Annotated in this window: 22 protein-coding genes and 1 tRNA gene; 6 read left to right on the top strand and 17 right to left on the bottom strand. The window is 71.6% G+C overall.

All coding sequences use genetic code 11. The features are described from left to right. Positions 1-7: 7 nt before the first annotated feature. Both ABTW64_RS13130 and ABTW64_RS13125 read left to right on the top strand, forming a co-directional pair. Positions 8-718, top strand: coding sequence for a LysE/ArgO family amino acid transporter (locus ABTW64_RS13130; protein WP_350623116.1), 711 nt, complete (start codon positions 8-10; stop codon positions 716-718). A gap of 53 nt (positions 719-771) precedes the next feature. Beyond that, on the top strand, positions 772-1,047 hold the full coding sequence (locus ABTW64_RS13125) for an acylphosphatase (RefSeq protein WP_350623114.1): 276 nt from the start codon (positions 772-774) through the stop codon (positions 1,045-1,047). Between the two features lie 101 nt (positions 1,048-1,148). Here the strand turns inward: ABTW64_RS13125 and rplA are convergent, their stop codons facing one another. The 6 genes from rplA to ABTW64_RS13095 form a co-directional block, all read right to left on the bottom strand. Then, positions 1,149-1,841, bottom strand: a complete 693-nt coding sequence (rplA, locus tag ABTW64_RS13120) for a 50S ribosomal protein L1 (RefSeq protein ID WP_350623112.1) — start codon at positions 1,839-1,841, stop codon at positions 1,149-1,151. A 14-nt stretch (positions 1,842-1,855) separates the two neighbouring features. Then, complete coding sequence (rplK, locus tag ABTW64_RS13115; protein WP_350623110.1) at positions 1,856-2,287, bottom strand: 50S ribosomal protein L11; 432 nt, start codon at positions 2,285-2,287, stop codon at positions 1,856-1,858. 211 nt (positions 2,288-2,498) lie between these two features. Next, positions 2,499-3,512, bottom strand: a complete 1,014-nt coding sequence (nusG, locus tag ABTW64_RS13110) for a transcription termination/antitermination protein NusG (protein WP_350623108.1) — start codon at positions 3,510-3,512, stop codon at positions 2,499-2,501. 95 nt (positions 3,513-3,607) lie between these two features. Then, positions 3,608-3,868, bottom strand: coding sequence for a preprotein translocase subunit SecE (gene secE / locus ABTW64_RS13105; RefSeq protein WP_350623106.1), 261 nt, complete (start codon positions 3,866-3,868; stop codon positions 3,608-3,610). Positions 3,869-3,903: 35 nt separating this feature from the next. Then, positions 3,904-3,976, bottom strand: a tRNA-Trp gene (locus tag ABTW64_RS13100). A gap of 213 nt (positions 3,977-4,189) precedes the next feature. Further along, positions 4,190-5,653 carry an NAD-dependent succinate-semialdehyde dehydrogenase gene (locus ABTW64_RS13095; RefSeq protein WP_350623104.1) on the bottom strand — a complete coding sequence of 488 codons (1,464 nt, stop codon included), beginning with the start codon at positions 5,651-5,653 and terminating at the stop codon, positions 4,190-4,192. Positions 5,654-5,886: 233 nt separating this feature from the next. On the opposite strand from ABTW64_RS13095, the gene ABTW64_RS13090 reads away from it, so the two are divergent. Further along, a complete protein-coding gene (locus ABTW64_RS13090) occupies positions 5,887-7,089 on the top strand; it encodes a pyridoxal phosphate-dependent aminotransferase (protein WP_350623102.1) in 1,203 nt (400 codons plus the stop codon). Positions 7,090-7,330: 241 nt separating this feature from the next. Continuing rightward, positions 7,331-8,824: an MATE family efflux transporter gene (locus ABTW64_RS13085; protein ID WP_350623100.1), complete on the top strand. Its 1,494-nt coding sequence runs from the start codon at positions 7,331-7,333 to the stop codon at positions 8,822-8,824. On the opposite strand, the gene ABTW64_RS13080 is transcribed toward ABTW64_RS13085, so the two are convergent. The 3 genes from ABTW64_RS13080 to ABTW64_RS13070 are packed head-to-tail and all read right to left on the bottom strand — an operon-like array spanning position 8,821 to position 10,816. Next, the gene (locus ABTW64_RS13080) at positions 8,821-9,960 is read right to left on the bottom strand and encodes a UDP-N-acetylmuramate dehydrogenase (protein WP_350623098.1); all 1,140 of its coding nucleotides are present in this window, start codon (positions 9,958-9,960) and stop codon (positions 8,821-8,823) included. The two genes, ABTW64_RS13085 and ABTW64_RS13080, sit on opposite strands and share 4 nt — an antisense overlap. Next, positions 9,960-10,373 carry a MaoC/PaaZ C-terminal domain-containing protein gene (locus ABTW64_RS13075; RefSeq protein WP_350623096.1) on the bottom strand — a complete coding sequence of 138 codons (414 nt, stop codon included), beginning with the start codon at positions 10,371-10,373 and terminating at the stop codon, positions 9,960-9,962. The genes ABTW64_RS13080 and ABTW64_RS13075 overlap by 1 nt, the downstream gene beginning before the upstream one ends. Beyond that, positions 10,370-10,816: an FAS1-like dehydratase domain-containing protein gene (locus ABTW64_RS13070; protein ID WP_350623094.1), complete on the bottom strand. Its 447-nt coding sequence runs from the start codon at positions 10,814-10,816 to the stop codon at positions 10,370-10,372. The genes ABTW64_RS13075 and ABTW64_RS13070 overlap by 4 nt, the downstream gene beginning before the upstream one ends. Before the next feature lie 241 nt (positions 10,817-11,057). On the opposite strand from ABTW64_RS13070, the gene ABTW64_RS13065 reads away from it, so the two are divergent. Further along, positions 11,058-11,543 (top strand): FBP domain-containing protein, encoded by a 486-nt coding sequence (locus tag ABTW64_RS13065; RefSeq protein ID WP_350623092.1) that lies wholly within the window; start codon positions 11,058-11,060, stop codon positions 11,541-11,543. An 82-nt stretch (positions 11,544-11,625) separates the two neighbouring features. Here ABTW64_RS13065 and ABTW64_RS13060 read toward each other — a convergent pair whose 3' ends face one another. From ABTW64_RS13060 to ABTW64_RS13025, 8 genes are all read right to left on the bottom strand, one after another. Further along, positions 11,626-12,426, bottom strand: coding sequence for a sulfite exporter TauE/SafE family protein (locus ABTW64_RS13060; RefSeq protein WP_350623090.1), 801 nt, complete (start codon positions 12,424-12,426; stop codon positions 11,626-11,628). A gap of 149 nt (positions 12,427-12,575) precedes the next feature. Further along, positions 12,576-13,634, bottom strand: coding sequence for a hypothetical protein (locus tag ABTW64_RS13055; RefSeq protein WP_350623088.1), 1,059 nt, complete (start codon positions 13,632-13,634; stop codon positions 12,576-12,578). Continuing rightward, entirely contained in the window at positions 13,631-14,521 is an 891-nt protein-coding gene (locus ABTW64_RS13050) for a signal peptidase I (RefSeq protein WP_350623086.1), read from the bottom strand. The genes ABTW64_RS13055 and ABTW64_RS13050 overlap by 4 nt, the downstream gene beginning before the upstream one ends. A 109-nt stretch (positions 14,522-14,630) precedes the next feature. Then, positions 14,631-15,443 carry an alternate-type signal peptide domain-containing protein gene (locus ABTW64_RS13045; RefSeq protein WP_350623084.1) on the bottom strand — a complete coding sequence of 271 codons (813 nt, stop codon included), beginning with the start codon at positions 15,441-15,443 and terminating at the stop codon, positions 14,631-14,633. A 476-nt stretch (positions 15,444-15,919) separates the two neighbouring features. Then, on the bottom strand, positions 15,920-16,849 hold the full coding sequence (locus ABTW64_RS13040; protein WP_350623082.1) for a hypothetical protein: 930 nt from the start codon (positions 16,847-16,849) through the stop codon (positions 15,920-15,922). After that, positions 16,846-17,523, bottom strand: a complete 678-nt coding sequence (locus ABTW64_RS13035) for an alternate-type signal peptide domain-containing protein (protein ID WP_350623080.1) — start codon at positions 17,521-17,523, stop codon at positions 16,846-16,848. Before ABTW64_RS13035 ends, ABTW64_RS13040 begins: the two co-directional genes overlap by 4 nt. A gap of 24 nt (positions 17,524-17,547) precedes the next feature. Continuing rightward, positions 17,548-20,445: a hypothetical protein gene (locus tag ABTW64_RS13030; RefSeq protein WP_350623078.1), complete on the bottom strand. Its 2,898-nt coding sequence runs from the start codon at positions 20,443-20,445 to the stop codon at positions 17,548-17,550. 202 nt (positions 20,446-20,647) lie between these two features. Further along, entirely contained in the window at positions 20,648-23,260 is a 2,613-nt protein-coding gene (locus ABTW64_RS13025; protein ID WP_350623076.1) for a LuxR C-terminal-related transcriptional regulator, read from the bottom strand. A gap of 215 nt (positions 23,261-23,475) precedes the next feature. Here ABTW64_RS13025 and ABTW64_RS13020 point away from each other — a divergent pair, with 215 nt between their 5' ends. Further along, the gene (locus ABTW64_RS13020; protein WP_350623074.1) at positions 23,476-24,624 is read left to right on the top strand and encodes a zinc-dependent alcohol dehydrogenase; all 1,149 of its coding nucleotides are present in this window, start codon (positions 23,476-23,478) and stop codon (positions 24,622-24,624) included. The last annotated feature ends 15 nt before the right edge of the window (positions 24,625-24,639 follow it).

Genomic DNA, 24,639 nt, shown 5'->3' with positions numbered 1-24,639 from the left:
TCGGAACGTGCTCCCCCTGACGCCCTCCCCCGCGCTCGCCGCGCTTCTGGCCGGTCTCGGCCTGTGCCTGTCGCTGATCATCGCTCCCGGTGCGCAGAACGTCTTCCTGCTGCGTATGGGCATCCAGCGTCGGCACGTGGTCGCGCTGGCGGTCACGTGCCTGGTGAGCGACGCCATCATGATCACGGCCGGCGTGGCGGGCTTCGGCGTCGTGGTGTCGCACCTGCCCTGGATCTTCGAGCTCGTGCGCTGGGCCGGCGTCGCGTTCCTCACGGTCTACGGCCTCTCGGCGGCCTGGCGCGCGGTGCGCCCGAAGGCCGAGGCGATCGTGATCGACCAGCCGACGGACGCACCCCTGGCCGCGAACCCGCCGGCGGGGCACGGCGGCACCGCCACGCTCACGCGACCCGCCCGCGTGGCGGCACCGGCGCGCACGCTGGCGCCGGCCATCCTGTCGTGCCTCGCGATCACCTGGCTGAACCCGCACGCCTACCTCGACACCGTGTTCCTCGTGGGCTCGGTGTCGGCCAGCTACGGCGACATGCGGTGGGCATTCGGCGCGGGCGCAGTGCTGGGCAGCGCCATCTGGTTCGGCCTCATGACCATCGCTGCGCGCTTCGCCGCACGATGGCTGCGGTCGCCGCGATCATGGCGCCTGCTCGACGGTGTCATCGCCGTGGCCATGCTCGCCCTCGCCGCGAGCCTCGCGCTCGGCTGACGCGGCGGTCGCCGCCTCTCCCGCACGCGCGCGCCGCACGACAGGATGAACGCATGAAGCACGTGAGCGTGATCGTCCGGGGGCGGGTGCAGGGGGTGGGCTTCCGCTTCGAGACCCGTGCACAGGCGGAGCGGATGGGCGTGAGCGGCTGGGTCCGCAACAGGGGCGACGGTTCGGTCGAGGCGCTGCTCGAGGGCGAGGACGGAGCGGTCGAGGCGCTGCTGGCGTGGATGGAGCACGGGCCGGCCGGTGCGGCCGTCGACGCAGTCGACTCCGCCCCCGCCGGGCCGTCCGGCGCGACCGGCTTCGAGATCCGCGGCACGAGCTGACATGCCCCAGCCGACACCCGATTTCCGCGATCAGGCACGGCCATCCGGGTACGACGAAGGGGCCCCGCCGTACGGCGAAGCCCCTTCGGATGTCCGACGGATCAGACGAGCGAGTTGACGTCCAGCGGGATGCCGGGGCCGAACGTGGTCGACACGGCGCCCTTCTGGATGTAACGGCCCTTCGAGCTCGACGGCTTGAGGCGCACGACCTCGTCGAGCGCAGCCTGCAGGTTGGCGTCGAGCTGCTCGGCGGTGAACGACGCCTTGCCGACGATGAAGTGCACGTTGGCGTGCTTGTCGACACGGAACTCGATCTTGCCGCCCTTGATCTCCTCCACGGCCTTGGCCGGGTTGGGGGTCACGGTGCCGGTCTTGGGGTTCGGCATCAGACCACGGGGGCCGAGCACCTTACCCAGACGGCCGACCTGGCCCATGAGCTCCGGCACGGCGACGGCCGCGTCGAAGTCGGTCCAGCCGCCGGCGACCTTCTCGATCAGCTCGGCGCCACCGACCTCGTCGGCGCCGGCCGCGATGGCGGCCTCGGCCGCGGGGCCGTTGGCGAAGACGATGACGCGGGCGGTCTTACCGGTGCCGTGCGGCAGCATGACGGTGCCGCGCACCATCTGGTCGGCCTTACGGGGGTCGACCGAGAGCTTCAGCGCGACCTCGACGGTCGAGTCGAACTTCTTCGAGCCGGTCTCCTTGGCGAGAGCGACGGCCTCGCTGGGCGAGTAGAGCTTGCCGGCCTCGAGCTTCTCAGCGGCGGCGGTGTAAGCCTTGGACTTGGTAGCCATTGTCGTGATCCCCCTCAGTCCTCGACCGTGATGCCCATGGAGCGAGCGGTGCCGGCGATGATCTTCGAGGCGGCCTCGAGGTCATTCGCGTTCAGGTCGGGCTGCTTCGTCTTGGCGATCTCGGCGACCTGCTCCTTGGTGAGCTTCGCGACCTTGACCGTGTGCGGCGTGGACGAGCCCTTCGCGACGCCCGCGGCCTTCTTGATGAGCTCGGCGGCCGGCGGGGTCTTCAGCACGAACGTGAAGCTGCGGTCCTCGTAGACGGTGATCTCCACGGGGATGACGTTGCCGCGCTGCGACTCGGTCGCCGCGTTGTACGCCTTGCAGAACTCCATGATGTTGACGCCGTGCTGACCGAGCGCCGGACCGATGGGCGGCGCGGGGTTGGCGGCGCCAGCCTGGATCTGGAGCTTGATGAGCCCCGTCACCTTCTTCTTGGGTGCCATATCTCTTCCTTTCGACGAGCGGGTGCCGGTTGCATCCGCTCTCCCGCACGCCGGATGATCCGGGCGAGCGGTGTGGGATGTGCGCGCAGACAGGGCGCGAACCAATAGATCCTAGCAGAGAACAGCAGAGAGCCGGCCCCGAGGGACCGGCTCTCCGATATCAGCCAGGGTCGCAAGCCCTTGCGAGCGAAGCGACCTCGCAGAGAGAACGTCAGATCATCTTGGTGACCTGGTCGAACGACAGCTCGACCGGGGTCTCGCGCTCGAAGAGCGACACCAGCACCGTGAGCTTGCCGCTCTCGGGCTTGATCTCGCTGATCGTGCCGGGCAGGCCCGCGAACGAGCCCTCCTTGATGGTGATGGTCTCGCCGGCCTCGAAGTCGACCTCGGCAGGCAGCACGCGCGGGGCCGCGGCCTGACCCTTGGGCGCGCCGCCCTTGGCCTGGGCCTGCGCCTCCTTGATCTCGACGAGGGGCTTCAGCATGTTGAAGGCCTCTTCGAAGCGCAACGGGGTGGGGTTGTGGGCGTTGCCCACGAAGCCCGTGACACCCGGGGTGTGGCGCACGACCGACCAGGTGTCCTCGTTGAGCTCCATGCGCACCAGCACGTAGCCGGGAATGCGCACGCGCGTGACCATCTTGCGCTGGCCGTTCTTGATCTCGACGACGTCCTCCATCGGGACCTCGACCTGGTAGATGTCGTCCTCGACCTCGAGCGTCGACTTGCGCTGCTCGATGTTGGCCTTCACCTTGCGCTCGAAGCCCGCGTACGAGTGGATCACGTACCACTTGCCCTCGAGCGAGCGCAGCTCCTGGCGGAACGCCTCGTAGGGGTCGTCCTCGTCCACGGCGCCCTCGGCGTCGTCGCCGTTCACGTCGGGGCCGTCGTAGGGGGTCACCTCGTCGGCCGCCTCGGCCGCGGCCTCCGCCTGCTCGTCCTCGAGGGAGTCCGTCAGCACCTCGGCGGCGGCCTCGACCTCGTTCGTCTCGTCGATGTTCAGTGCGTCGTTCACGATCGCGTCGGCCTCCGGGTCGTCGATCTCGATGTCTTCGTCGTCGCTCACGTCATCCCCGTCGCCGCCGTCGATGTGCATCGCGAGATGCTCGGCCGCGTCGCTGGCGTGCGAGTCGGCGTACAGGACGTTGCCCTCCTGGGCCTCGTCGTCCTCGCTCGACTGCTCTGCGGCCGGCGCCCAGTCGGCGTCGTCGACGTGCTTTTCAGACACTGGCTTCATCTCTTCCGTTTGCGCAGCGGGTGGGCGGTGCGCTCATCCGCGTGCTCCCCTGTCCATCCGAACAGAACGAGCGGTGCCTCAGCAGGTCAGGCGGGGACTCCGAAGACGACCGTCGCGACCCACGAGAAGACGTAGTCGAGACCGTAGACCAGGCCCATCATGACGATCACGAAGCCCAGCACGACCAGGGTGAACTTCAGCAGCTCCGAACGGGTGGGCGTGACCACCTTGCGGAGCTCGGCGATGACCTGGCGGAAGAAGATCACGATCCGCGCGAAGAAGCCGGGCTTCTTCTCGCCGGTCGTGCCTGCCGCGGCGGTCTCGCCGTGAGCTGCGTCCTGGACCATTGGCTGCCTTTCGTGAGTCAGCTGACGCTGACGCGCAGGGCGGACAGGAATCGAACCTGCAACCTGCGGTTTTGGAGACCGCTGCTCTGCCAATTGAGCTACCGCCCTAAGGATCCGTCGGATCCCGGGATCATCCGCTTCTCCACCGAATCCGAACCAGGGCACGGCGAAAGAATGCAGACGACAACTGCACGAACAAGCATACGGCATGCCCTGAGAGCCCGCGAACCGGGGCCCGGCCCGCGCGTGGCGGCACCGGGGCCACGACGAAGCGGCGCCGCGGGGCGAACCCCGCGGCGCCGCCTCAGCGACCGATACGGCTCACGCGTTGGGCAGGAACGTGTACTTCGTCGAGAGGTACTCGTGGATGCCCTCGAAGCCGCCCTCGCGGCCGACGCCCGACTGCTTGACGCCGCCGAAGGGCGCCGCCGCGTTCGAGACCACGCCCGCGTTGAGGCCCATCATGCCGGTCTCGAGACGCTCGATCATCCGGTGGCCGCGCTGCAGGTCCTCCGTGAAGACGTACGAGACCAGGCCGTACTCGGTGTCGTTGGCCAGGGCCACGGCCTCGTCCTCCGTCGAGAACGTGGCGATCGCCAGCACGGGCCCGAAGATCTCCTCGCGCAGGATGGCGCTGCCCGGCTGCACGCCGGTGACGACGGTGGGCTGGTAGAACGTGCCGGGGCCGTCGAGCTTCTCGCCGCCCGTGACGAGCGTCGCGCCGCGCTGCGTGGCGTCGGCGACCAGCTCTGCGGCCTTGTCGACCGCGTCGCCGTCGATGAGCGGGCCGATCTCGACGCCCTCCTCCGTGCCGCGGCCGATCTTCATCTGCTTGACGCGCTCGGTGATCCGGTTCGCGAACTCCTCGGCGACCGACTCGTGCACGATGAAGCGGTTCGCCGCGGTGCACGCCTGGCCGATGTTGCGGAACTTGGCCTGCATGGCGCCCGTGACGGCCTTGTCGAGGTCGGCGTCCTCGAACACGACGAACGGCGCGTTGCCGCCCAGCTCCATCGACACGCGCAGCACGCCCTCGGCGGCCTGCGCGATGAGCTTGCGCCCCACCTCGGTCGACCCCGTGAACGACAGCTTGCGCAGGCGGGGGTCGGCGATGATCGGGGCCGACACGCGGCTCGACGAGGCCGACGTGATGACGTTGACGACGCCCTTGGGCAGGCCGGCCTCGACCAGGAGCTGCGTGAAGAACAGCGTGGTCAGCGGCGTCAGCTGCGGGGGCTTGATGACCACGGTGCAGCCCGCGGCCAGCGCCGGAGCGATCTTGCGCGTGGCCATCGCGAACGGGAAGTTCCACGGCGTGATGAAGAACGACGGGCCCACGGGGCGCTGCGACACGATGATGCGTCCGGTGCCCTCGGGGTTCGAGCCGTAGCGGCCGGCGATGCGCACGGCCTCCTCGCTGAACCAGCGGTTGAACTCGTTGCCGTACGTCACCTCGCCCTTGGCCTCGGACAGCGGCTTGCCCATCTCGATGGTCATCAGCAGGGCCACGTCGTCGGCGCGCTCGCGCACCAGGTCGAACGCGCGGCGCAGGATGTCGCTGCGCACGCGCGGCGGGGTGTTCGCCCACTCCTCCTGCACCGCGACCGCGGCGTCGAGCGCCTTGATGCCGTCCTCGGCCGTCGCGTCGGCGACCTGGGCGATGACGTCGTTCGTGGCGGGGTCGCGCACGTCGAACGTCTTGCCCGACGACGACTCCACCCAATCGCCGCCGATGAACAGGCGGGTCTCCACCTCGGCCAGCAGCGCCTTCTCGCGTTCGTTCACGGTTGTCCTCCGGTTCGGATCGGGGTGGGCGGGCCGCTGTCGCGCTCGTCGACTTCGACGGCGACGGCCCCTCCCTACATCCGCGAGATTACGCCCCACCCATGCCCCGTGTATGTGAGCTGTGATCCATCATCGTCAGGCGAGCATGTGCGGCTGCACATAGTGGCGATTCTCGGACCCCGCGGGCTGACACGCGGTCGCAGCGCGGCGAGACGGACACTACGCTCGTGCGTGTGACCGACCGCGCACCGCTCTCCCGCAAGCTCTCCGCCATCGCCGAGTCCGCCACCCTCAAGGTGGACGCCAAGGCCAAGGCCCTCAAGGCCGAGGGCAAGGACGTGATCTCGTACGCGGCCGGCGAGCCCGACTTCGCGACGCCGCAGTTCGTGGTCGACGCCGCCGCAGAGGCGCTGCGCGATCCGGCGAACTTCCGCTACACCCCGGCGGCCGGCCTGCCCGCGCTGCGCGAGGCGATCGCCGCCAAGACGCTGCGCGACTCCGGGCTCGAGGTCGCGGCGTCGCAGGTGGTCGTCACAAACGGCGGCAAGCAGGCCGTCTACCAGGCGTTCCAGGCCGTCGTGAACCCCGGCGACGAGGTGCTGCTGCCCGCGCCGTACTGGACCACCTACCCCGAGGCCATCCGCCTCGCGGACGGCGTGCCCGTGGAGGTGTTCGCGGGCGCCGACCAGGACTACAAGGTGACGGTCGAGCAGCTCGAGGCCGCCCGCACCGAGCGCACCACCGTGCTCGTCTTCGTGTCGCCGTCCAACCCCACCGGCTCGGTCTACACCCCCGAGGAGACCCGCGCGATCGGCGAGTGGGCCCTCGCGCACGGCATCTGGGTGATCAGCGACGAGATCTACCAGAACCTCGTCTACGAGGGCGCCCGCGCGGTGTCGATCGTCGAGGCCGTGCCCGAGCTGGCGCAGCAGACGCTGCTGCTCAACGGCGTCGCGAAGACCTACGCCATGACCGGATGGCGCGTGGGCTGGATGGTGGGCCCCGCCGACGCGATCAAGCTCGCGGCCAACCTGCAGTCGCATCTCTCGAGCAACGTCAACAACGTCGCGCAGCGCGCGGCTCTCGCGGCTCTGACCGGCTCGCAGGCCGAGGCCGAGCAGATGCGCCTGGCGTTCGACCGCCGACGCACCCTGATCGTGTCGGAGCTGGCGAAGATCCCCGGCGTCGAGGTGCCGAACCCGCTCGGGGCGTTCTACGCCTATCCGGATGTCCGTGGGCTGCTGGGCCGCGAGTGGGCGGGGCGCACCCCGACGACCACCCTGGAACTGGCCGACCTCATCCTCGACGAGGCCGAGGTGGCGGTCGTGCCGGGCGAGGCCTTCGGCCCGAGCGGATACCTGCGCCTGTCGTACGCCCTCGGCGACGACGCCCTGCTCGAGGGCGTGCAGCGCCTGCAGAAGCTGTTCTCGTCTTGAGGCGCGCTCCACGGGCGACCCGCACGCGTTAGCCCGCTCCGCACGCAATCCCTCAGCGCGCTCCGCGCCCGCTCCCACGCGTTCGGTCGCCGCTTCTCGGGCGCCGATTCTCGGGCATTCGTGAAGAGCGCCGGGAATTCGTGAAGAGCGCTTCGCGCGCATCGCGCTGGACCGGGACGTCTCGGTCGGTGCTCGCTCTCCCCCTCCTCCCCTCGCTCACTCCCCCGCCCCTGAGGAAGCCATGGCTCGATCGCTCATCACCGGGACGCCGTGGCGCGTCATCCTGGCGTTCTCCGTGCCGCTGCTGCTCGGCAATGTCGTGCAGCAGGTGTACCAGATCGCCGACACGATCGTGGTCGGCCGCTACCTCGGCGTCGACTCGCTCGCGGCGGTCGGCGCGACGGGCAGCCTGCTGTTCCTGCTGCTCGGGTTCGCGTGGGGCCTCACGAGCGGTTTCGCCATCCCGACCGCCCAGGCATTCGGGGCCCGGGACCACGCGGCGGTGCGACGATCCGTCGCCGCGGGAACGATCCTCACCGCCGTGGTGACGATCGTCATCACCGTGTGCGCGCCGCTGATCGCGGCCCCCGCGCTCGCGCTCATGCAGACGCCCGACGAGCTGATGGCCGAAGCCGCGGTCTTCACCCGCATCAGCTTCCTCGGCGCCGGCGCCATGATGTTCTTCAACTACCTGTCGGCGATCATCCGCGCGATCGGAGACTCGCGCACTCCCCTGATCTTCCTCACCATCTCCTGCGCCCTGAACATCGTGCTGGTCCTCGCCTTCGTCGGGGGCTTCGGCTGGGGCGTCGCCGGCGCCGCCTTCGCCACGGTGCTGGCGCAGAGCCTGTCGGTGCTGATGTGCCTCGAGTACGTGCGGCGGCGGCTGCCGGTGCTGCACGTGACGCGCGACGACTGGCGGGGCGCGCGCGACGAGCTGCGCGAGCACCTGCGCCTGGGCCTGCCGATGGGATTCCAGGCGTCGATCATCGCGATCGGCACGATCACCGTGCAGGTGGCGCTGAACACGCTCGGCACCGAGGCGGTCGCGGCCTACACCACGGCCTCACGCGTCGACAGCCTCGCCATCGCGTTCCTCCAATCCCTCGGGCTCGCGGTGTCGATGTACGCCGCGCAGAACCTCGGAGCACGCCGACCCGACCGCATCCGGCGCGGTGTGGTGCACGCGACCTGGCTGGCGCTCGTCGCGTCGGCGCTACTCGGCGCCTTCATGGTGCTGCTGGGCGCCCCGATCGTCCGCGTCTTCATCGGCGACGGCTCGGACGCGGTCGTCGAGCTCGCCCACGGCATGCTGATCGTGAACGGCGTGGCCTACGCGCTGCTCGGGGTGCTGTTCGTCATCCGCGGCGCTCTGCAGGGCCTCGGGCACACGCTGATCCCGACCGTCACGGGCATCATCGAGCTCGTCATGCGCGCGGGCGCGGCGATCGTCCTGGGCGGTGCGATGGGCTTCATCGGCGTGGCGCTGAGCAACCCTTTGGCGTGGCTCGGCGCGGTGGCGCTGCTGGTGCCGGCCTACGTGCGCGAGTACCGCAGGCTCGGCGGCATGAAGGTGGACCCGATCGAGGTCACCCCCACGACGGCGATCCCGATCATCGGCCCGACCGACGGGTCGATGGTCGTCGACGGCGTCATGACGACCCCGGTCGCCGTGGTGAAACCCGCCCGCATCCGCACGCGCATGCGGCGGCGCGGCGGCCGGCCGCTCGCCTAGAGCTCGACGCCGATCAGCACGGGCTCAGGCATCAGCACGATGCCGAACTCGGCCGCGACACGGCTCTGCACGAAGCGCGCGAGCTGCGCGATCTCGCCGGCAGACGCTCCGCCGCGGTTGGTCAGCGCGAGGGTGTGCTTGGTCGACAGCGTGGCGCGCGACCGCGGCAGGCCGAAGCCCTTGGGGAGCCCCGAGTTCTCGATCAGCCACGCGGCGCTGACCTTGACCAGGGTCGGGGCGGCCGAAGGCGGCGGCACCGAGCCATCCCACTGGTCCAGCGGGATGACCGACACGGCGTCGACCGCGGGCGTCATGGGCCAGCGCGGGCACTCGGCCGGCAGCGTGCTCGCGACCGCGTCGGTCACGATCGGGTTGTTGAAGAACGATCCGGCGCTGTGCGTGTCATGGTCGGCGTCGTTCAGCACCATGCCCTTGCCGGCGCGGATCGACAGCACGGTCTCACGGATCCACGCGACCGACACCTCGGCCTCCGGCCCCAGCGCGAGCGCCGCGCGCAGGCGCGCGTCGGCGACCGGCCGCGGCTCGTGTCCCACGCGCGCCAGCTCGAGCGTGAGCGACAGCACCACGGCCGAGCGCTGCGGCACCGACCCGTAGTGCTGCTTGAGCACAGACGTGCGGGGCCCGAGGCCCAGCTCGCTCGCGGGCACGGTGGAGACGTCGCCCGTCTCCTCATCGATCAGCTCGACCTCGACCAGGGTCTGAACGATCTCCTGGCCGTACGCGCCCACGTTCTGGATAGGGGCGGCGCCCACGGTGCCCGGGATGCCGGACATGGCCTCGATGCCGGAGAGCCCCTGGGACACGCTCCACGCGACGAGCTCGTCCCAGTTCTGCCCGGCCTCGACCCGGATGCGCACGAACCCGTCGCGCGCGCCCGGCACCTCCTCGAAGCCCGACGTGAGGATCCGGATGACCGTGCCCGGGAACGGCTCGTCGCCCGGCAGCAGGTTCGACCCGCCGCCGAGCACGAACCACGGCTCGTCGCCCGCAGCCCAGACCTCGCGCAGCGCGTCGACCAGCTCGTCGCGCGTGCGCGCGTCGACCATGCGATCGGGCGCGGCGCCGACTCGCAGGGTCGTCAGCTCGCTCAGCGGGATCGGCGTGACCTCGCTCATCAGGCCGTCCGGATCCGCACCTGCGCCTTGCCGAGCACCGCGGTGTCGGCGAACGTGACCGTCAGGTCGATGCGCGCGGCGCCGTCGCCGACCTGGCCCACCTTCGCGGTCACGTCCACATCGGCGCCGGCTTCGGGATCGACCACGACCGGCTTGCTGAAGTTCACGCCGTAGTCGAGGATGCGCCCCGGGTCGCCGAGCCACTCGCCGATCGTCGCCACGGCGAGACCCATCGTGAGCATGCCGTGCGCGAGCACGCCCTCGAGCCCCACACGCGCCGCCACGTCATCGCGGTAGTGGATGGGGTTGAAGTCGCCGGATGCCCCCGCGTAGCGCACGAGCGATTCGCGCGTCAGGTGCACGGTGCGCTCGGCCACCACGTCGCCCACCTGGATGGCGGTCAGGTCGCTCATTCGTCGCCTCCGATCAGCAGCACCGACGTTGCGGTGACCACATGCGCGCCCGCCGCGTCGACGATCTCGGTCTCGCTCGTGACCATCGCGCCCGAGCCCATCGCGCGCAGGCCGGTGATGCTCATCCGGCCCGTCAGCTCGTCGCCGGCGACGATCGGCCGCGTCCACCGGAAGCTCTGCTTGGCATGCAGCGTGCGCTCGAGCGCGATGCCCGAGTCGGGCTGGGCGAGCAGCTGCTGCAGCGTCATGTCCTGGATGACCATCGCGAAGGTGGGGGGTGCCACGACGTCGCCGTACCCGAGAGCCCGCGCGGCCTCGGGGTCGTGGTGCTGCGGAGCCTCGGCGAACACGGCGCGCGCGAACTCGCGCACCTTCTCGCGGCCGACCAGGTACGGCGGCGTCGGCGGGAACTCGCGGCCGAGCAGATCAGGGTTCACAGGCACCACTCGATCCTATCGGCGGGGTCGTCTGCCGGCTCGTCTGGGGCGCAGCCACCGAGGGGCTTGGCGTCGGCGCGTAGAATGTCGGCATGGATCAGCGGGTGCCCCTCGGGGCGGAGGAGGTCGTCGGCGCTTCTCGCGCCGGCAGAGGCTGACGCGCCTTCTCCCGTGCCGCGCTCTGCCGGCGCGGGCCTCTCCCGCCGTGCCCGGCGGGTCTCATCCGCTCATCTCACCGAGGACATCCATGCTTCCCCTCTCCGAGCGCGACATCCGCGCATCCTTCATCAACGCGAGCCGGCGCGAGGTCTCTGAGCTCCAGCTGCCCCCGGGCTTCGCCGACCTCGACTGGGACCGGCTCGACTACCTGGGCTGGTCGGACCCGAAGTTCCCACGCCGCGCCTACGTGGTCGTCGAGCTCGACGGCCGACCGGTCGGCATGCTGCTGCAGCAGGCCGAGCAGCGCACCTCGGCCCGCGCGCAGTGCTCGTGGTGCGACGACGTGACACTCGCCAACGACGTGCAGTTCTTCGCGGCGCGCAAGGCCGGCCCGGCAGGCCGCAAGGGCGACACGCTCGGCACCCTGATCTGCGCGAACTTCGGCTGCTCGGCCGCGGTGCGCAAGCTGCCGCCGCTGGCGTACGAGGGCTACGACCGCGAGGCGGCCCGCGACGAGCGCATCCGCCGCCTGGGCGAGCACGTGCGCGCCTTCGCGCGCGAACTCGGCGCCTGAGGCGGCACCTGAGGCCCGGCGGTCACGAAACGCCGTATGCGGTGCCGCCCCTGCGGCGTTTCGTGCCCGCTCGCGCCCGGGATCAGGCCTTCGGCTTGCGGCTGGCCCGGATCGCGCGCTGCGTCATCTGCACCGTGATGACCACAAGGAAGACCACGAACAGGATGTTCGCGACCTGAGGGTCGACCGCGTTGGCGACAATCGCGCCGAGCGGCGTGGTCACGCACGCGGCGATGCCGATCCCCAGCCCGGCGACAAGGTCGACGTTCTTGTGCCGGATGTTGCCGATCGTGCCCGACATGGTGGTGGGGATCATCATCAGCAGCGACGTGCCCTTGGCCACGAGGTCGCTCGCGCCGAACAGCAGGATCAGCACGGGCACCACGACGATGCCGCCGCCCACGCCGATCAGGCCCGACAGGATGCCCGTGATCAGGCCCGTGAGCACCAGGGCGGCGCCCGACCAGAAATGGATCTCGAGCTCGGCGTCGCGCGAGGGGATGATCACGAACAGGCTGATCATCACCACCACGAGGAAGCCTACGAAGAACCAGCGTAGGAACGGCTCCGACAGCCGGTGCAGCAGGCGCGTGCCGATCTGCGCGCCCACGACCGCTCCGGCGGCCAGCAGCAGCGCCGCGAGCCAGTCGACGTCGCCGTGCACGGCGTACGAGATCACACCGACCGCTGCGGTGGGGATGATCGCCGCCGACGAGGTGCCCGACGCGAGCTTCTGCCCGAACGCCGCGAGCATCACGAGCAGCGGCACGATCACCGTGCCCCCGCCCACACCGAACAGCCCCGAGAGGAAGCCGGACAGAAGGCCGATCGCCGCGAACGTGACGATGGCCCGGGGACCGCGAGAGCGCAGCGCGTCGATCATCGGGTCCACGCTATCGCGGCCGGGGGATGCCGCGGCTCTCGTCGGGCGGCACGACGTCCTGGCGGCGCTTCCTCCCCCGAGCGCGCCGCCAGGACGTGTGCCCCGCATCCGCGTTCCCTCCCCGTTCGCGCGGCCGCGGACAGGCCGCTTCAGATCGCGGCCCGGACGGCGTCCCCCGACGCCGTCGTCGTGACGGCGGGTTCCAAAGCCGCCGCGCGAGCGCTCGCCGGCGAGCACTCGAGACAGAGCACCTGGCGCGCCCCGTCGCGCCGGTGCAGCACCACCCAGGGCTCGTCGCGCCGGATGCGGGCGCCGCACGCGTCGCACCGGCGACCACGACGGCACACAAGCCGCAGACCGACCAGCACGACGAGCAGCCCCAGCACGGCGAGTGTCGCGAGCACCACCGCCGACACGCCGGTGCGAGCGAGGGGCCCAGAGTCATCCGGCCCGGCGGCGGGCGCGTCGACATCGCCGTGCATCCGCACGAGCACGTCGAACGACAGCAGGGTCTCACCGCCGCCCGACGCGCGCTCGGTCTCCACTTCGGCGGGAACGGCGAAGCCCACCGTGATGTCGACCTCCGCCCCGCGCGGCACGCGCACCTCCGCGACGACGGGGCGACCGCCGTCGCGCCGCAGCAGGTCGGCGAAGCTCGCGCTCCCCGCGACGCCCGCGGCGTCCCAGAACAGCTCGACGCGCTGGGCGAGGTCGGGGTTCTCGGACGTCGCGGGCAGCTGCTGCGCGAGCGCCAGCGAGATGGCCATCACCGCGTCGGCCGGACCGGCGTTGCCGACGGTCAGCGTGCGGTGCACGCGGTCGCCGGGCGAGGCGATCCTCTCGGCCACGAAGCCGGCCTCGGCCGTCGCGTAGCCGCTGCCCCGCCAGTCGAGGTGCGTCGTGGGGCCGTCCCAGCGCGCGGCGATCGCATCCTCGAGCGCCGGCTCCTGCCCCGTGTCGCCGGTCCCCGGCGCGACCGAGTACCGGCCGCCGTCCACCGCCTCGGCGTCGGCGCCGATCGAACCCGGCACGGTCGGGTCGGCCGCACGGCCGAGCACGGTCGCGCCGGCCGCGCTCATGACGACGAGCGCCGCGATGAGCAGCAGGATGAGCGCCATGAGCCCCGCGATCGCGCGGCCCGCACGCGACAGGCCCGGGCCGCCGCCGCGCACGACGTACGTCGTTCCGCCCGCCGAGACGGCGCTCACGAGAGCACCTCATCGCGGTCGGCACGGCCGGTCGCCGCGGTCTTGGAAGGGGACGCGATCTCGGAAGGGCACGCGATGCCGCTCGGCGCCACGGCGCCAGAGGGAACGCCGAGCAGCATCGCCAGCTCGGTCTCGCGCACCGCGACCTCGCGCTCGCGGATCGCGAGCTCTCGCACCCGCAGCTCGTAGTCGCGATCGCTCGCGACATCCGCCATCTGCGGCTCCGGGCGGGACTGCGTTGCGGCGGCGGGTGCGGCGGTCGTGATGACGCGGGTGCGGGCGGGGCGGATGCTGTCCCACAGCACGAGCAGGCCGATCATGGCCAGCACGCCGATCACGACCGCGGTCTGGTTGTCGGCGACCCAGTTGCGGATCCAGCCGAGCTTCGGCACGCCGTACAGGAACACGCCACGCACCTGCACAGGCGAGACGGGCTCGTCGACGGCGCTGTTCGCGTCGCCCTGCGTGATGAGGCGGCACCCGGTGCCGTCGTCCGCACCCGTCGCATCCGTGAACGTGCCGATGGTCTTGCCGACGACGCGGTGCGTGATGAGAGTGGGGTCGTCGGGCTTCGGAAGGTAGGTGACGATGTCACCGATCGCGACGTCGGCGCAGACATCGGCGACGTCGATGCCCCGGGTGACCACGACGTCTCCCGGTTGCAGGCCCGGCTCCATCGAGCCGGTGAGGACGGTGATGCTCGTACCGCCCATCAGCCGCGGCACGACGAAGATCGCGACGACCAGCACCAGCAGCGCCGCGCCGATCGCGACCGCCGCCGCGTGCCCGGCGATGCGCCACGGCGAGTCGTGCCAGACGACCGGACGGGCGCGGCGGACGTCGTCACGACGCTGCGTTCCGCTGAGCCGGCGAGCTCGGGGGGACATCGGATCTCCGAGAGGGTTCGGGCAGGATCCCGGCGGATCCCGAGGGAGGGGTGAGACGCCAGCCGCGGCGCCGGGAGGGGGTCCCGACGCCGCGGCGCCTGCGGGGGTCTCAGTCGAACTGAGCGCCCGTGTCGCGCACCTGGTCCAACTGCAGCTTCATGGCAGCCAGGGTGTCGACGGTCTGGGCGTCCTCACGGGTGCCCGTGGCGGCGGCGGTCTGATCCGCGTAGGTGCCGTCGGCCCCGACCGTGGCCTTGCCGGCCTCGCCGGCGGCGGCGTCGAACGTGCCGTACACGACGACCGTCACGTCCTCCGTGACCGCGCCCATCGTGTACACCGTCGCCGCGGCCTCACTGCCCGCGGTGGGCGCCTTCGCGATGCCGTCCTCGGCGCCCGCGGCCTGCCCGGCCTGCGGGGCGGACAGGTACAGCAGCGTGCCGTCGGCGGGCAGCGCCGTCTCGGTCACGAGCAGCGTGTCCTGGTTGTAGACCTCGTACGTCCAGGCCATGGAGGCGTTGCCGTCGGTCATCGCGTCGAACCCCGCGATCGACAGCTTGCCGACGAGGTTGTCACCCTCGAGCGTGACGTCTGCCGAGAAGGCCGCGGCGACCTTGTCTCCGGGAACCGCCCGCCACGTCGCGCTGTCGATCGTGTGGCCGGGCTGCGTGCCGTCGGTGCCCGGGATGGTGTCGCCCTCGTCGACGCGATCGGTCGAGACATCGTAGAAGGCGGTGTCCGCGGTCTGCGCCAGGTCGAGGTCGCCGGCGGTGACGTCGCCGCCGGAGAACGCATCGTTCGCGCTCCACAGCGCGAAGGTCGAGCCGCCCGAGAGCAGTGCGACCGCACCGAGCCCGACCCAGATCAGGCCGCGACGACGCTTGCGCTCCTCCGTGACGATGACGGTGGCGCCGTTGGTGTCCATTTCCTCTTCTTCCTTTCATGCCCTCGTGGGCCGATCCGTGTGGTCGCCCGCGTGAGCGGGTGGTCTGCGGGGATCCGCGGGGGCCGCGAGGCTCCGTTCGGACCCGACGGATCAAGCCAACCGCCCGACCCACCGCACACCGGGGGGTTCACGGCACGTGCGTAGGCCGCGGGACCGCGGGTGAGTAGGCAACTGGGCGTGGAGGGGTGCCGAGGCCCGGGACGTGAGTGCCGGCCGCGCCCGCAGCCGCGAGAGGCGCACAGGCGTACAGGCGTACAGGCGTACAGGCGTACAAGCGCACAGGCGCACAGGGGTCCGCGGCGGGGCGCGCCGGGCTGCTGAAGTGCAGCGCAGACGCATGCTCACGCGCGGCACAGACGGATGCGGCCCGGCGACGCGCACACCGGGCCGCACCCTGGGCGCCGCGGCGCCGCGGCGCCGCAACCGGAGGTTCGGCAGCGCGGCGGGCAGCGGGACTAGTCGGCCGCCGCGCTCTCGAGGCCGAAGTGATCGCCCGGCGCCACGTCGGGGCGCAGCGAGGTCACGACGGGGTCGAGCGTCAGGATGACATCGGGCTCTCCCGACGCGTCGGGGTACAGCACGGCCGCCCACCGCGCCGCATCCGAGACGGATGTGCCGTCGACGGCGGTGCCGGATGTCTCCGCCGCGTTCGCGTACTCCCCCACCGAGTCCAGCGTGGGCGGGTACCCGACCGCGGTGATCCACTCCGACAGGGCGCTCGCCTGACGGCCGTCGTCGCCCGTACCGACGGCCGAGGCGGTGTTGCGGTACAGGCCGTCGGGAGGCGCGTTGTAGCCGATCGCGACGCACCAGTCCTGCACGGTCTCGCCGCCGTAGGCGCCGGGCGCCTGGAGCACGTGGCCCGCGCCGTCGTACACCAGCACGTTGCGCCCTCCGGCATCGGCGGGGAGGGCGGGCACCGCCGAGCAGTCGCCGCCCGCAGCCGCGGGGTAGACCCTCATGGTCGAGTACCGCAGCACCGTGCGCTCAGCGGCGTAGCCGTCGTCGAGAGCAATCGTCGTGCCGTCGGCCGCGACCTGCCGGGCGGCCGCGACGTCGAACGCCAGGCCCGTGATGCCCTCTGCGTAGCCGCGCGCCTGGAAGCGCCAGATCACCGGATCGGGTGCGATGCCGGTGTGGCCCAGCACCTCGGCGATCGTCGCGCCGGGGATCCTCACCTCGACCGGGCCGCCGTCGGGCGTGTAGACCGCCGCCTCGGGGTCGGCGGCCGGGTTCGCACCGAACGCCACGCGTCCCATCGCGACCGGCGCCGTCGGCTCGGCGTCGGCGGCCGACCACAGCGCGTGGGCCGCGCTGACGACCCCGCATGCCAACAGACCCGCGACGACGCTCGCGGCCGCGACCCTCGAGACGCAGCGCATCATGCGCCTCCCCCGGGCCCCGCGGAGCCGCCGCGCAGCTGATCGAGCCGCACCGCGAGGTCGCCCGCCGTCCACTCCGGGCGCGCGCTCTCGGGCTCTGCCGTCGGGTCGACCCAGACGTAGTCACCGGCCACTTCGACCGTGACCACGATCGTCCATTCGTCGGTCTCGCCGGCATCGGAGCCAGTGAGCTCCGGCGGCGAGGCGACGGCGCCGAGCGCCGCGTCTCCCACGGCGGGCGCGACCTGCAGCCCATCGGCGTCTTCGACATGGAACGAGGCCCGGATGTCGCCCTCCGCCACCGACGACGTGTCGTCGAAGCGCACGCTGAGGCCGGCTTCGAGGTTCTCGCCCACCAGCGTCGTGGTCACCGGGATGCGGATCTCGACCTCGTCGCCCGGCACGGACAGGTAGTCCGCCGGGGTGGTCTCGAGCGCGCCGGAGGCGGGGTCGGACACGCCGGGTGTGGTCTGCCGCCACGTGGGGGTCCCGACCGAGAACTGCAGGTCGCCGGCGTGCACCGACCCGCCCGCGAGAGGAACGGATGCGCTCCACAGCGCGAGCGTGACCGCACCGGCGACGAGTGCCGTCGCGCTGGCCGCGGCGAGCGCCGCGAAGGCTGTGCTCCGTCGCCGCCCGGACGCCCCGGGGCCCGTCGTCGTGATGTCCATGGTCATACCCCCGTCGTATCTCCGCGGCGCCTACTCAGCGTCGGGGATCGTGCGGGACTGAGTGGTGTCCCCGGGGACGAGGACGGTGCAGGCTGACACCTTGGTGGTCTCGCCCTGGGCGAGCTGAGGGATCGTCGCGATCACGCCGTTCTCGCCGAGGCGCTCGTCGGAGTCGGCGACCGTGATGTCGGTGAGGCGGGTGGCCCAGTCGTCCTGCGACGCGTTCGTCACGGTGTAGACGAAGCACACCGCCTGCCGATCGGTGAGGCGCGAGCCGGTCGGAGCCAGCGTGCCCGTCGCCTCGATCGACTCCGGGCTGGACGGGTCCGCCACGTCGACGTATGCCGTCTTGGTGATGCGGATGGCCGGGTCCGTCGCGTACAGCATCACGTGCACCCGCGGAGCCACCAGACCGTCGTAGTCCGCGTCGTCCGAGGAGACCGCGAAGGACACGGTCGCCTCGGTGCCGGCCGCGACCGCGCCGGCGGCCGCGGTGACGGTCACCTCGCCGGTCTTCGCGCCGCCCGACGCGATCACCGGGCTCGTCTCCGACAGGCTGACAGCAGGCGTCCCGTCGGGCTGGCTCACCGTGGCCGTGAAGATGAGATCGGCGTCGGGCACCGGAGCGCCGCTCCGGGTGCCGAGGGCGAAGGTCTCGCCGTACCGCTCGCCCGCGATGACGTCCATGACGCCCGGCACGGCCACGAGCGGGTTCACGAAGGTCACCGCGTTGTCGGTGTGCGCGGCCGAGGTCTCGTTGCCGAGCCCGCTGAGCGCGATCACCGCGTCGGCGGGCAGCTCGACGGTCACGGTCGCGGAGTCGTCGACCCGGACGACCACGTCCCACTCCATGCCGCCGCTGCCGGCCACCTCGGTCACCGCCCCGACCCGCGGGTTCAGGCGCGCGGCGTCGATCGTGTCGGGCGTGGCCGTCGCGGCGACCACGAAGTCGTCGGCCGTGACGCTGGCCGGGTCGAGCGGCATCGAGCTCGTGAGTGTGAAGTGCAGGTCGCGAGCGAGAGTCGCGTCGTTCTGGGTCGTCGCCTGGTTGAGGGCCACGGCGGGCCGGCAGTCGCCCGTGACGTCCACGAGGCGCGAGTACTGCGACGACTCGAGCTGGGCGAGGCCCTCGACCTGCGTCTGCAGCCGGATGCGACCGCTCACGTCGCCGCTGCTCGGGTCGACCGCCTGCGCGGTGCCGTCGGGCAGCGCGACAGGGCCCACCGGCAGGGGCAGGGCGAGCGTCGCGGCGGTTCCGGTGACCCCCGTCACGCTGCCGAGGAGGATCTCGGCGGTGTCGTCGGCGGTCCAGAACACGTCCAGCGTCACCGGCTCTCCTGGTGCCTTCGAGGTGCTGTCCGTGGCGGTGATCCTCTGCACCTCCACCGTGGCCGTGCACATCGGCATCCCGGCCTGCGCCGGCTCCACGCGCAGCGCGCCGGCCGGAACCGGCCCCTGCGGGACCGAGGCGGCGGAGCTCGGGGCCCAGGTGCGGATGTTCTGGTTGGCGTTGTAGTTCACGATGCCCGAGTAGTTGTCGAGCATGACGCCGGAGTCGCTGTACTCCTCGGCGACGGCCGGCCGCGCCTGCGAGCCCGTGCGGGTGCCGAAGGTGTTGCCCTTGACCGTCACCACCCCGACCTGGAACAGCCGGATGGTGTTGTCGGTGTACCCGTCGAAGTGGTTGTCCTCGATGTACGTCTGCGACGCCGTGGTGCTGTTCGCCATCGCCTGGTCGCCCAGGGCGCCGCCTCGCGCGTAGTAGATCGCGTAGGTCTGACCGCTCGCGGCACGCGAGAACACATTGCGACTGATGCGGGTCTCTCCGGTCAGCCGCCCGCCCAGGGGCAGCATGATGAAGGGGTTCGCCTCGCCCGTGCCCGCGCCCTGGTTGTTCGCGAACGTGCTGTCCGCGATCTGCAGATCCGAGACGCGCACCGACGTGGCGCCCGTCCAGTCCTGCGTGCTGGCGAAGGCGAAGCCGCGCTGGCCCGTCATGTTGCGCACCTCGAGGCCTCGGAAGGCGAGCCCATCGGTGACGTTGTTGCCGTTGAACGGCCAGAAGTTCGTCAGGCGCGCGCGACATCCGGTGCCGTCGCTCGCCGTGCACGTCGTGCCGGATGCCGCATGCACGACCGAGACATCCTCGATCACGATGTCCTCGCGCGCGGTGTACGGCGAACGCGAGTTGAAGGTGAAGATGCCGCCCGATGTCGCCGAGTCGTAGAAGCCCCGGACGTCGTAGCCGCGGACGGTGAGGCCACGCACGCCCTCACGGATGACCATGAACCGCTCCGGGTAGTAGCCCTCGTCGGTGTCGACCACGGCGCCGCCGCCGTCGATCACCACGTCGCGCGCGTCGGGGCCCACGACGATCGACGAGCCGCCCGCGCCGAGCACGCGGTCGGCGTTGAGCAGCTGGATGTCGGGACCGTTGAGATAAAAGGCCGCTGACTCGGGAGCGTCGTCGTAGCTCGCGTCGACGAAGAGGCGATGTCCGAGATCGATCGTCACGGGGGCCGTCACGTTGAAGATGGCCCCCGTGTCCTCGTCGGACACCGCGGAACCGAGCATCCGGTAGAGCTCGACGCCCGTGATGCCGACCATCGAGGTCGTGCCGAGCTCCTCGGAGACGGTGATCGCGACCTCGCCCGCCGGGCGGTTCAGCGCGTTCGACTCCTCGATCGCGGCGCGCAGGGTGCAGTGTCCGCCGAGCCCCAGCAGCTCGACGGTCGCACAGATGCCGTCTCCCGGGTCGGCGTCGGAACCGCCCCACGCCGGCGAGTCCACCACGAGGTCGGTGACGGCCGACGCCGAGCTCGCCACGACCACGGGCACCAGGATCGCCCCGACGAGTGCCGTCGCGGCGACCGCGGCGGTCGCGACTCGGCGGCCGATGCGGTCGCGGAAGAGGTGGCGGATATCCATGTGCGTGCTCCCTGCCCCGCGGGCGCAGGGCGTTCCGGTTCTCGACCCGTTCGGGGCCGGTACCCATCACAACGCCCGCGAGCGTGCACATCCGGAGAGGTCGGGGGCGAGAGTGGCGCACCGCGACGGCGTGAGTAGTCGCGCGGCCCGGGACATGTGGCGCACGCCGCCGCTGAGTGGCGGCGCGACATCGGCTCGCCGCTCAGGCGTCCAGAGCCACCGCCAGCTGCTGTCGACCGTCGATGCGCAGCTTCTGGAACACGCGGTAGAGGTGGTTCTCGACCGTGCGGGTGCTCACGATCAGGCGCTTGGCGATCTCGCCGTTGCTCAGACCCTCGGCGGCGAGCTGCGCGATCTCGCGCTCGCGGGCCGTCAGCGCGCTCTCCTGCAGCAGCGGCCGCACCAGGCCGGGGAACTCGCCGCCGAGCCGCTCGGCATGCTCTCTCACCCGTCGCGCGATCTCGGCCGCCGCACCGTCTCCCGCGCGCGAAGCCAGTGCCGCAGCCGCCACCTGGACGCGGATCGAGAAGCCGTCGAACCCGCGGGACGCCAGCGTCTCCGCCGCCGCGAGCATCGCCGTCGTGTCGGTGTCCGTGAGCGCGTCGGCATACCGCATGAGCACCTGCGCGAGCCCGCCGGGCTCGGCCAGGCGCGCCCACTCGCCCATCCGTTCGGCGCGACCGCGATCCGGATGCAGCTCGAGCGACCGCGCTCCCAGCACCAGCGCGTTCATGACGAACCCGCGCTCGCGCGCCGACGCGGCCGTGTGCCACAGCGCGTCGGCCACCTGCTGCGGCGGGTCGCCGATGCTCAGCCGTGCGTGCGCCCGGCCCTGCTCGGCCGCCATCAGCGGGTAGGGCCCCAGCGTGGGAGCCAGGCGCTCGGCCTGATCGGCGAGCGACGTCGCGGTCACGGACCGGCCGGCCCCGGCGGCGACGCGCCCGGCGGCCACCAGGGCTCCGAGATGGAAATGCGAGTAGCGCAGCGGCGTGTACCCCACCGAGAGCAGCGTGCTGACGTGCTCGCGCAGCCCCTCGTCGTCGCCCCGCAGCACCAGCACGAGCGCCAGCAGGTAGCCGTACGGGATGATGCCCTCCGGGTCGAGGCGGGCGATGCCCTCCTCGAAGCCCTCGCGCGCCTCGTCCTCGGCGGCGTCCAGGTCGCCGGACTCCAGCGTGGCGAGGGCGCGGAACGGGGCCGCGCTCTGCAGCAGGGACGGATCCTCGTCGGCGATCAGATCGAGTTCGTCCCTCGCCGCGCTCGGCCGTCCGAGCACCAGCAGCTGCTCCGCGCGCACGAGCCGTGCCACGCCCTGGACCGCGCCCGCCTCGCCGCCGGTCGGCGCAGCGACGGGGCCGGCCTCGGGGATGCCCTCGAACACGAGCGCGAGGTGGGCGAGACTGACATCCAGGAGGGGCGCCCAGTCACGCACGGCCGCGCGCTCCTCTGCCAGGAAGGCGCGGGCCGCGACCATGCCGTCGGGCTCGGCGGCGAGCGCCAGCGCGCGCCAGACAGCGAGCATGGCGCGGTCCTCGTCGTCGCACGTGGCCGACGGCGTCGACAGCACGTCCAGCACCTCGGTCAGCGGCGCCCCCATGGACATGAGCGACAGAGCGTATGCGATGGCCGACGGCGCATCCTGCCGGCGATCCCATTCCGCCTTGCGCACCAGCGATTCGGCGGTGAGCCGCTCGAACACCATGCGGTTGAGCGTCGCGTCGAGCGAGTGACGGTTCTCCTCGTCCTCGGGAGCGGGCGTTCCAAGCCCGCGCGCGGGCATGAGCGAACGCGGCGTCGACCCGTCGAGGGCGCCGGGAGCGATCTGCGCGTAGCGGCTGTCGTACGGCAGGCGACCCGTGAGCGTGACGTCGATCTCGTCGAGCAGACGCAGGCGCCGTGCGCCCATCCGGTCGCGACGCAGGTGCTCCCCGAGCAACGGCGGGTACACGGTCACGGTGAGTCCGCCCTCGCCGGTGCCGAACGCCAGCAGCCCGCGCTCGTCCAGCGCTTCGACGTCGGCCCAGTCCGCGAGGCGCCGGGCGACAGCCACGTCCACCGACCCCACGAGCGAGAGCTTCGCGAGGGCGTCGAACTGCGAGGAGGTCAAGCCCTGCAGGAGCGATTCGACGACCCCCGCCAGGCGCGTCGACCACATGCTGGCAGCCCCCCGCCAGGTGCCGCCGCGCTCGACGAGCAGCCCCTCACGCAGGGCGTTGTCGACCAGCGCCTCGATGAGCCCGGGAAGCCCGCCCGACTTGGCATGGATGCGCGCTGCGGTCTCCACGGCGACCGGTCCGCGGCAGAGCTGCTCGATCAGCTCCGTCGAGTCGGCGAAGGCCAGCGGCGGCATGACCAGCCGCACCGAGGGCCGCACGTGGGCCGCCAACGAGAACTCGGGGGCACGGCGCGCGATCGACGTGCACGACAGCAGCGGCACCCGTCGGCCGTGCAGAGCCGCCACGATGGCACCACCCGACGTCTCGTCGAGCAGGTCGGCGTCGTCGACCACGACGACGGTGCGCTCCCGCTCGACGGCGCGCCGGATGGCAGCCACCGCGGCCGCGACGGGAGTTCCGGCGCCCTGGCGCGGGTCGAGCAGCCCGGCCACGGCCAGCGCCTCCAGCGGCCGGGCCCGCAGGGCGGGGCCGCCGTGGATCTCCAGCGCCTCCCACCCGGCGCCCACCAGATCTTCCACCACCCCGCGCAGCAGCCTGCTGCGGCCGCTGCCCGGGAGCCCGGCGACCGTCACGCTCACGCCCGAACGCAGGTATCCGGCCGCGTCGTCGCGCACGTCCGGGAACAGGGACTCGGCCATGGCCATCACAGTACCCAGGCGGCCGCCGCTTCGGCGGGGTATCGGCATCGGCGCAGGCACCCGCTCGCACAGGATGCGCCCCAGGGCAAGGGGCTTGAGCGCCACCGGCGGCGCGGCGGAAGGTGGCTGCATCCGGGCGGTGGCGCACGAGCGACCCGCCGCCCGCGAGGCGAACGAGCACGAGGCGAATGACCGCGAGGCGAACAGGAGGTCCCATGAAGGCGATGGTGTACCGCGGCCCGTACAAGGTGCGGGTCGAGGAGAAGGACATGCCGGACATCGAGCACCCCAACGATGCGATCGTGCGGGTCACGCGGGCGGCGATCTGCGGGTCGGATCTGCACCTGTACCACGGCATGATGCCCGACACCCGGGTCGGCACCACGTTCGGGCACGAGTTCATCGGCGTGGTCGAGGCCGTGGGGCCGTCGGTGCAGAACCTGCAGGTCGGCGACCGCGTGATGGTGCCGTTCAACGTCTACTGCGGGTCGTGCTGGTTCTGCTCGCGCGGCCTGTACTCGAACTGCCACAACGTCAACCCGAACGCCACCGCGGTCGGCGGCATCTACGGCTACTCGCACACCTGCGGCGGCTACGACGGCGGTCAGGCCGAATACGTGCGCGTGCCGTTCGCGGATGTCGGTCCCAGCGTCATCCCCGACTGGCTCGACGAGGACGACGCCCTGATGCTGACGGATGCGCTGCCCACCGGATACTTCGGGGCGCAGCTGGGCGACATCGCCGAAGGCGACACCGTGGTGGTGTTCGGCGCGGGCCCCGTCGGCCTGTTCGCCGCGAAGTCGTCGTGGCTGATGGGCGCCGGGCGCGTGATCGTGGTCGACCAGCTGGAGAACCGCCTCGCGAAGGCCCGGGAGTTCGCGCACGCCGAGACCCTCAACTTCGCCGAGCACGACGACGTGGTCGTCGAGCTCAAGAAGCAGACCGACCACCTCGGCGCCGACGTCGTGATCGACGCGGTGGGAGCCGAGGCGGATGGCAACCTCACCCAGCACATCACCGCCGCCAAGCTCAAGCTCCAGGGCGGTTCGCCGGTGGCGCTCAACTGGGCGATCGACGCGGTGCGCAAGGGCGGCAACGTGTCGGTCATGGGCGCCTACGGCCCGATGTTCTCGGCCGTGAAGTTCGGCGACGCGATGAACAAGGGGCTCACGCTGCGCATGAACCAGTGCCCGGTGAAGCGACAGTGGCCGCGGCTGCTCGAGCACATCCGCAACGGCTACATCAAGCCCAGCGAGATCATCACGCATCGGCTGCCGCTCGAGCACATCGCGGAGGGATACCACATGTTCTCGGCGAAGCTCGATGACTGCATCAAGCCCGTGATCGTGCCGGGCGCCGCCTGAGTCGGGGGCGACGGA

The sequence above is a fragment of the Microbacterium sp. NPDC096154 genome, from assembly GCF_040302945.1.
Classification (GTDB): domain Bacteria; phylum Actinomycetota; class Actinomycetes; order Actinomycetales; family Microbacteriaceae; genus Microbacterium.
This window is presented reverse-complemented; position numbering and strand designations above follow the sequence as displayed.

Coding starts and splice junctions, on each gene's coding strand:
- ABTW64_RS13020 (WP_350623074.1), top strand. CDS start 23,476: ATGAAGGCGATGGTGTACCGCGGCCCGTACAAGGTGCGGGTCGAGGAG.
- ABTW64_RS13030 (WP_350623078.1), bottom strand. CDS start 20,445: ATGGATATCCGCCACCTCTTCCGCGACCGCATCGGCCGCCGAGTCGCG.
- rplK (WP_350623110.1), bottom strand. CDS start 2,287: ATGGCACCCAAGAAGAAGGTGACGGGGCTCATCAAGCTCCAGATCCAG.
- ABTW64_RS13035 (WP_350623080.1), bottom strand. CDS start 17,523: ATGACCATGGACATCACGACGACGGGCCCCGGGGCGTCCGGGCGGCGA.
- ABTW64_RS13075 (WP_350623096.1), bottom strand. CDS start 10,373: ATGAGCGACCTGACCGCCATCCAGGTGGGCGACGTGGTGGCCGAGCGC.
- ABTW64_RS13060 (WP_350623090.1), bottom strand. CDS start 12,426: ATGATCGACGCGCTGCGCTCTCGCGGTCCCCGGGCCATCGTCACGTTC.
- ABTW64_RS13025 (WP_350623076.1), bottom strand. CDS start 23,260: ATGGCCGAGTCCCTGTTCCCGGACGTGCGCGACGACGCGGCCGGATAC.
- ABTW64_RS13040 (WP_350623082.1), bottom strand. CDS start 16,849: ATGATGCGCTGCGTCTCGAGGGTCGCGGCCGCGAGCGTCGTCGCGGGT.
- ABTW64_RS13050 (WP_350623086.1), bottom strand. CDS start 14,521: ATGTCCCCCCGAGCTCGCCGGCTCAGCGGAACGCAGCGTCGTGACGAC.
- ABTW64_RS13125 (WP_350623114.1), top strand. CDS start 772: ATGAAGCACGTGAGCGTGATCGTCCGGGGGCGGGTGCAGGGGGTGGGC.
- rplA (WP_350623112.1), bottom strand. CDS start 1,841: ATGGCTACCAAGTCCAAGGCTTACACCGCCGCCGCTGAGAAGCTCGAG.
- secE (WP_350623106.1), bottom strand. CDS start 3,868: ATGGTCCAGGACGCAGCTCACGGCGAGACCGCCGCGGCAGGCACGACC.
- ABTW64_RS13085 (WP_350623100.1), top strand. CDS start 7,331: ATGGCTCGATCGCTCATCACCGGGACGCCGTGGCGCGTCATCCTGGCG.
- ABTW64_RS13080 (WP_350623098.1), bottom strand. CDS start 9,960: ATGAGCGAGGTCACGCCGATCCCGCTGAGCGAGCTGACGACCCTGCGA.
- ABTW64_RS13045 (WP_350623084.1), bottom strand. CDS start 15,443: ATGGACACCAACGGCGCCACCGTCATCGTCACGGAGGAGCGCAAGCGT.
- ABTW64_RS13065 (WP_350623092.1), top strand. CDS start 11,058: ATGCTTCCCCTCTCCGAGCGCGACATCCGCGCATCCTTCATCAACGCG.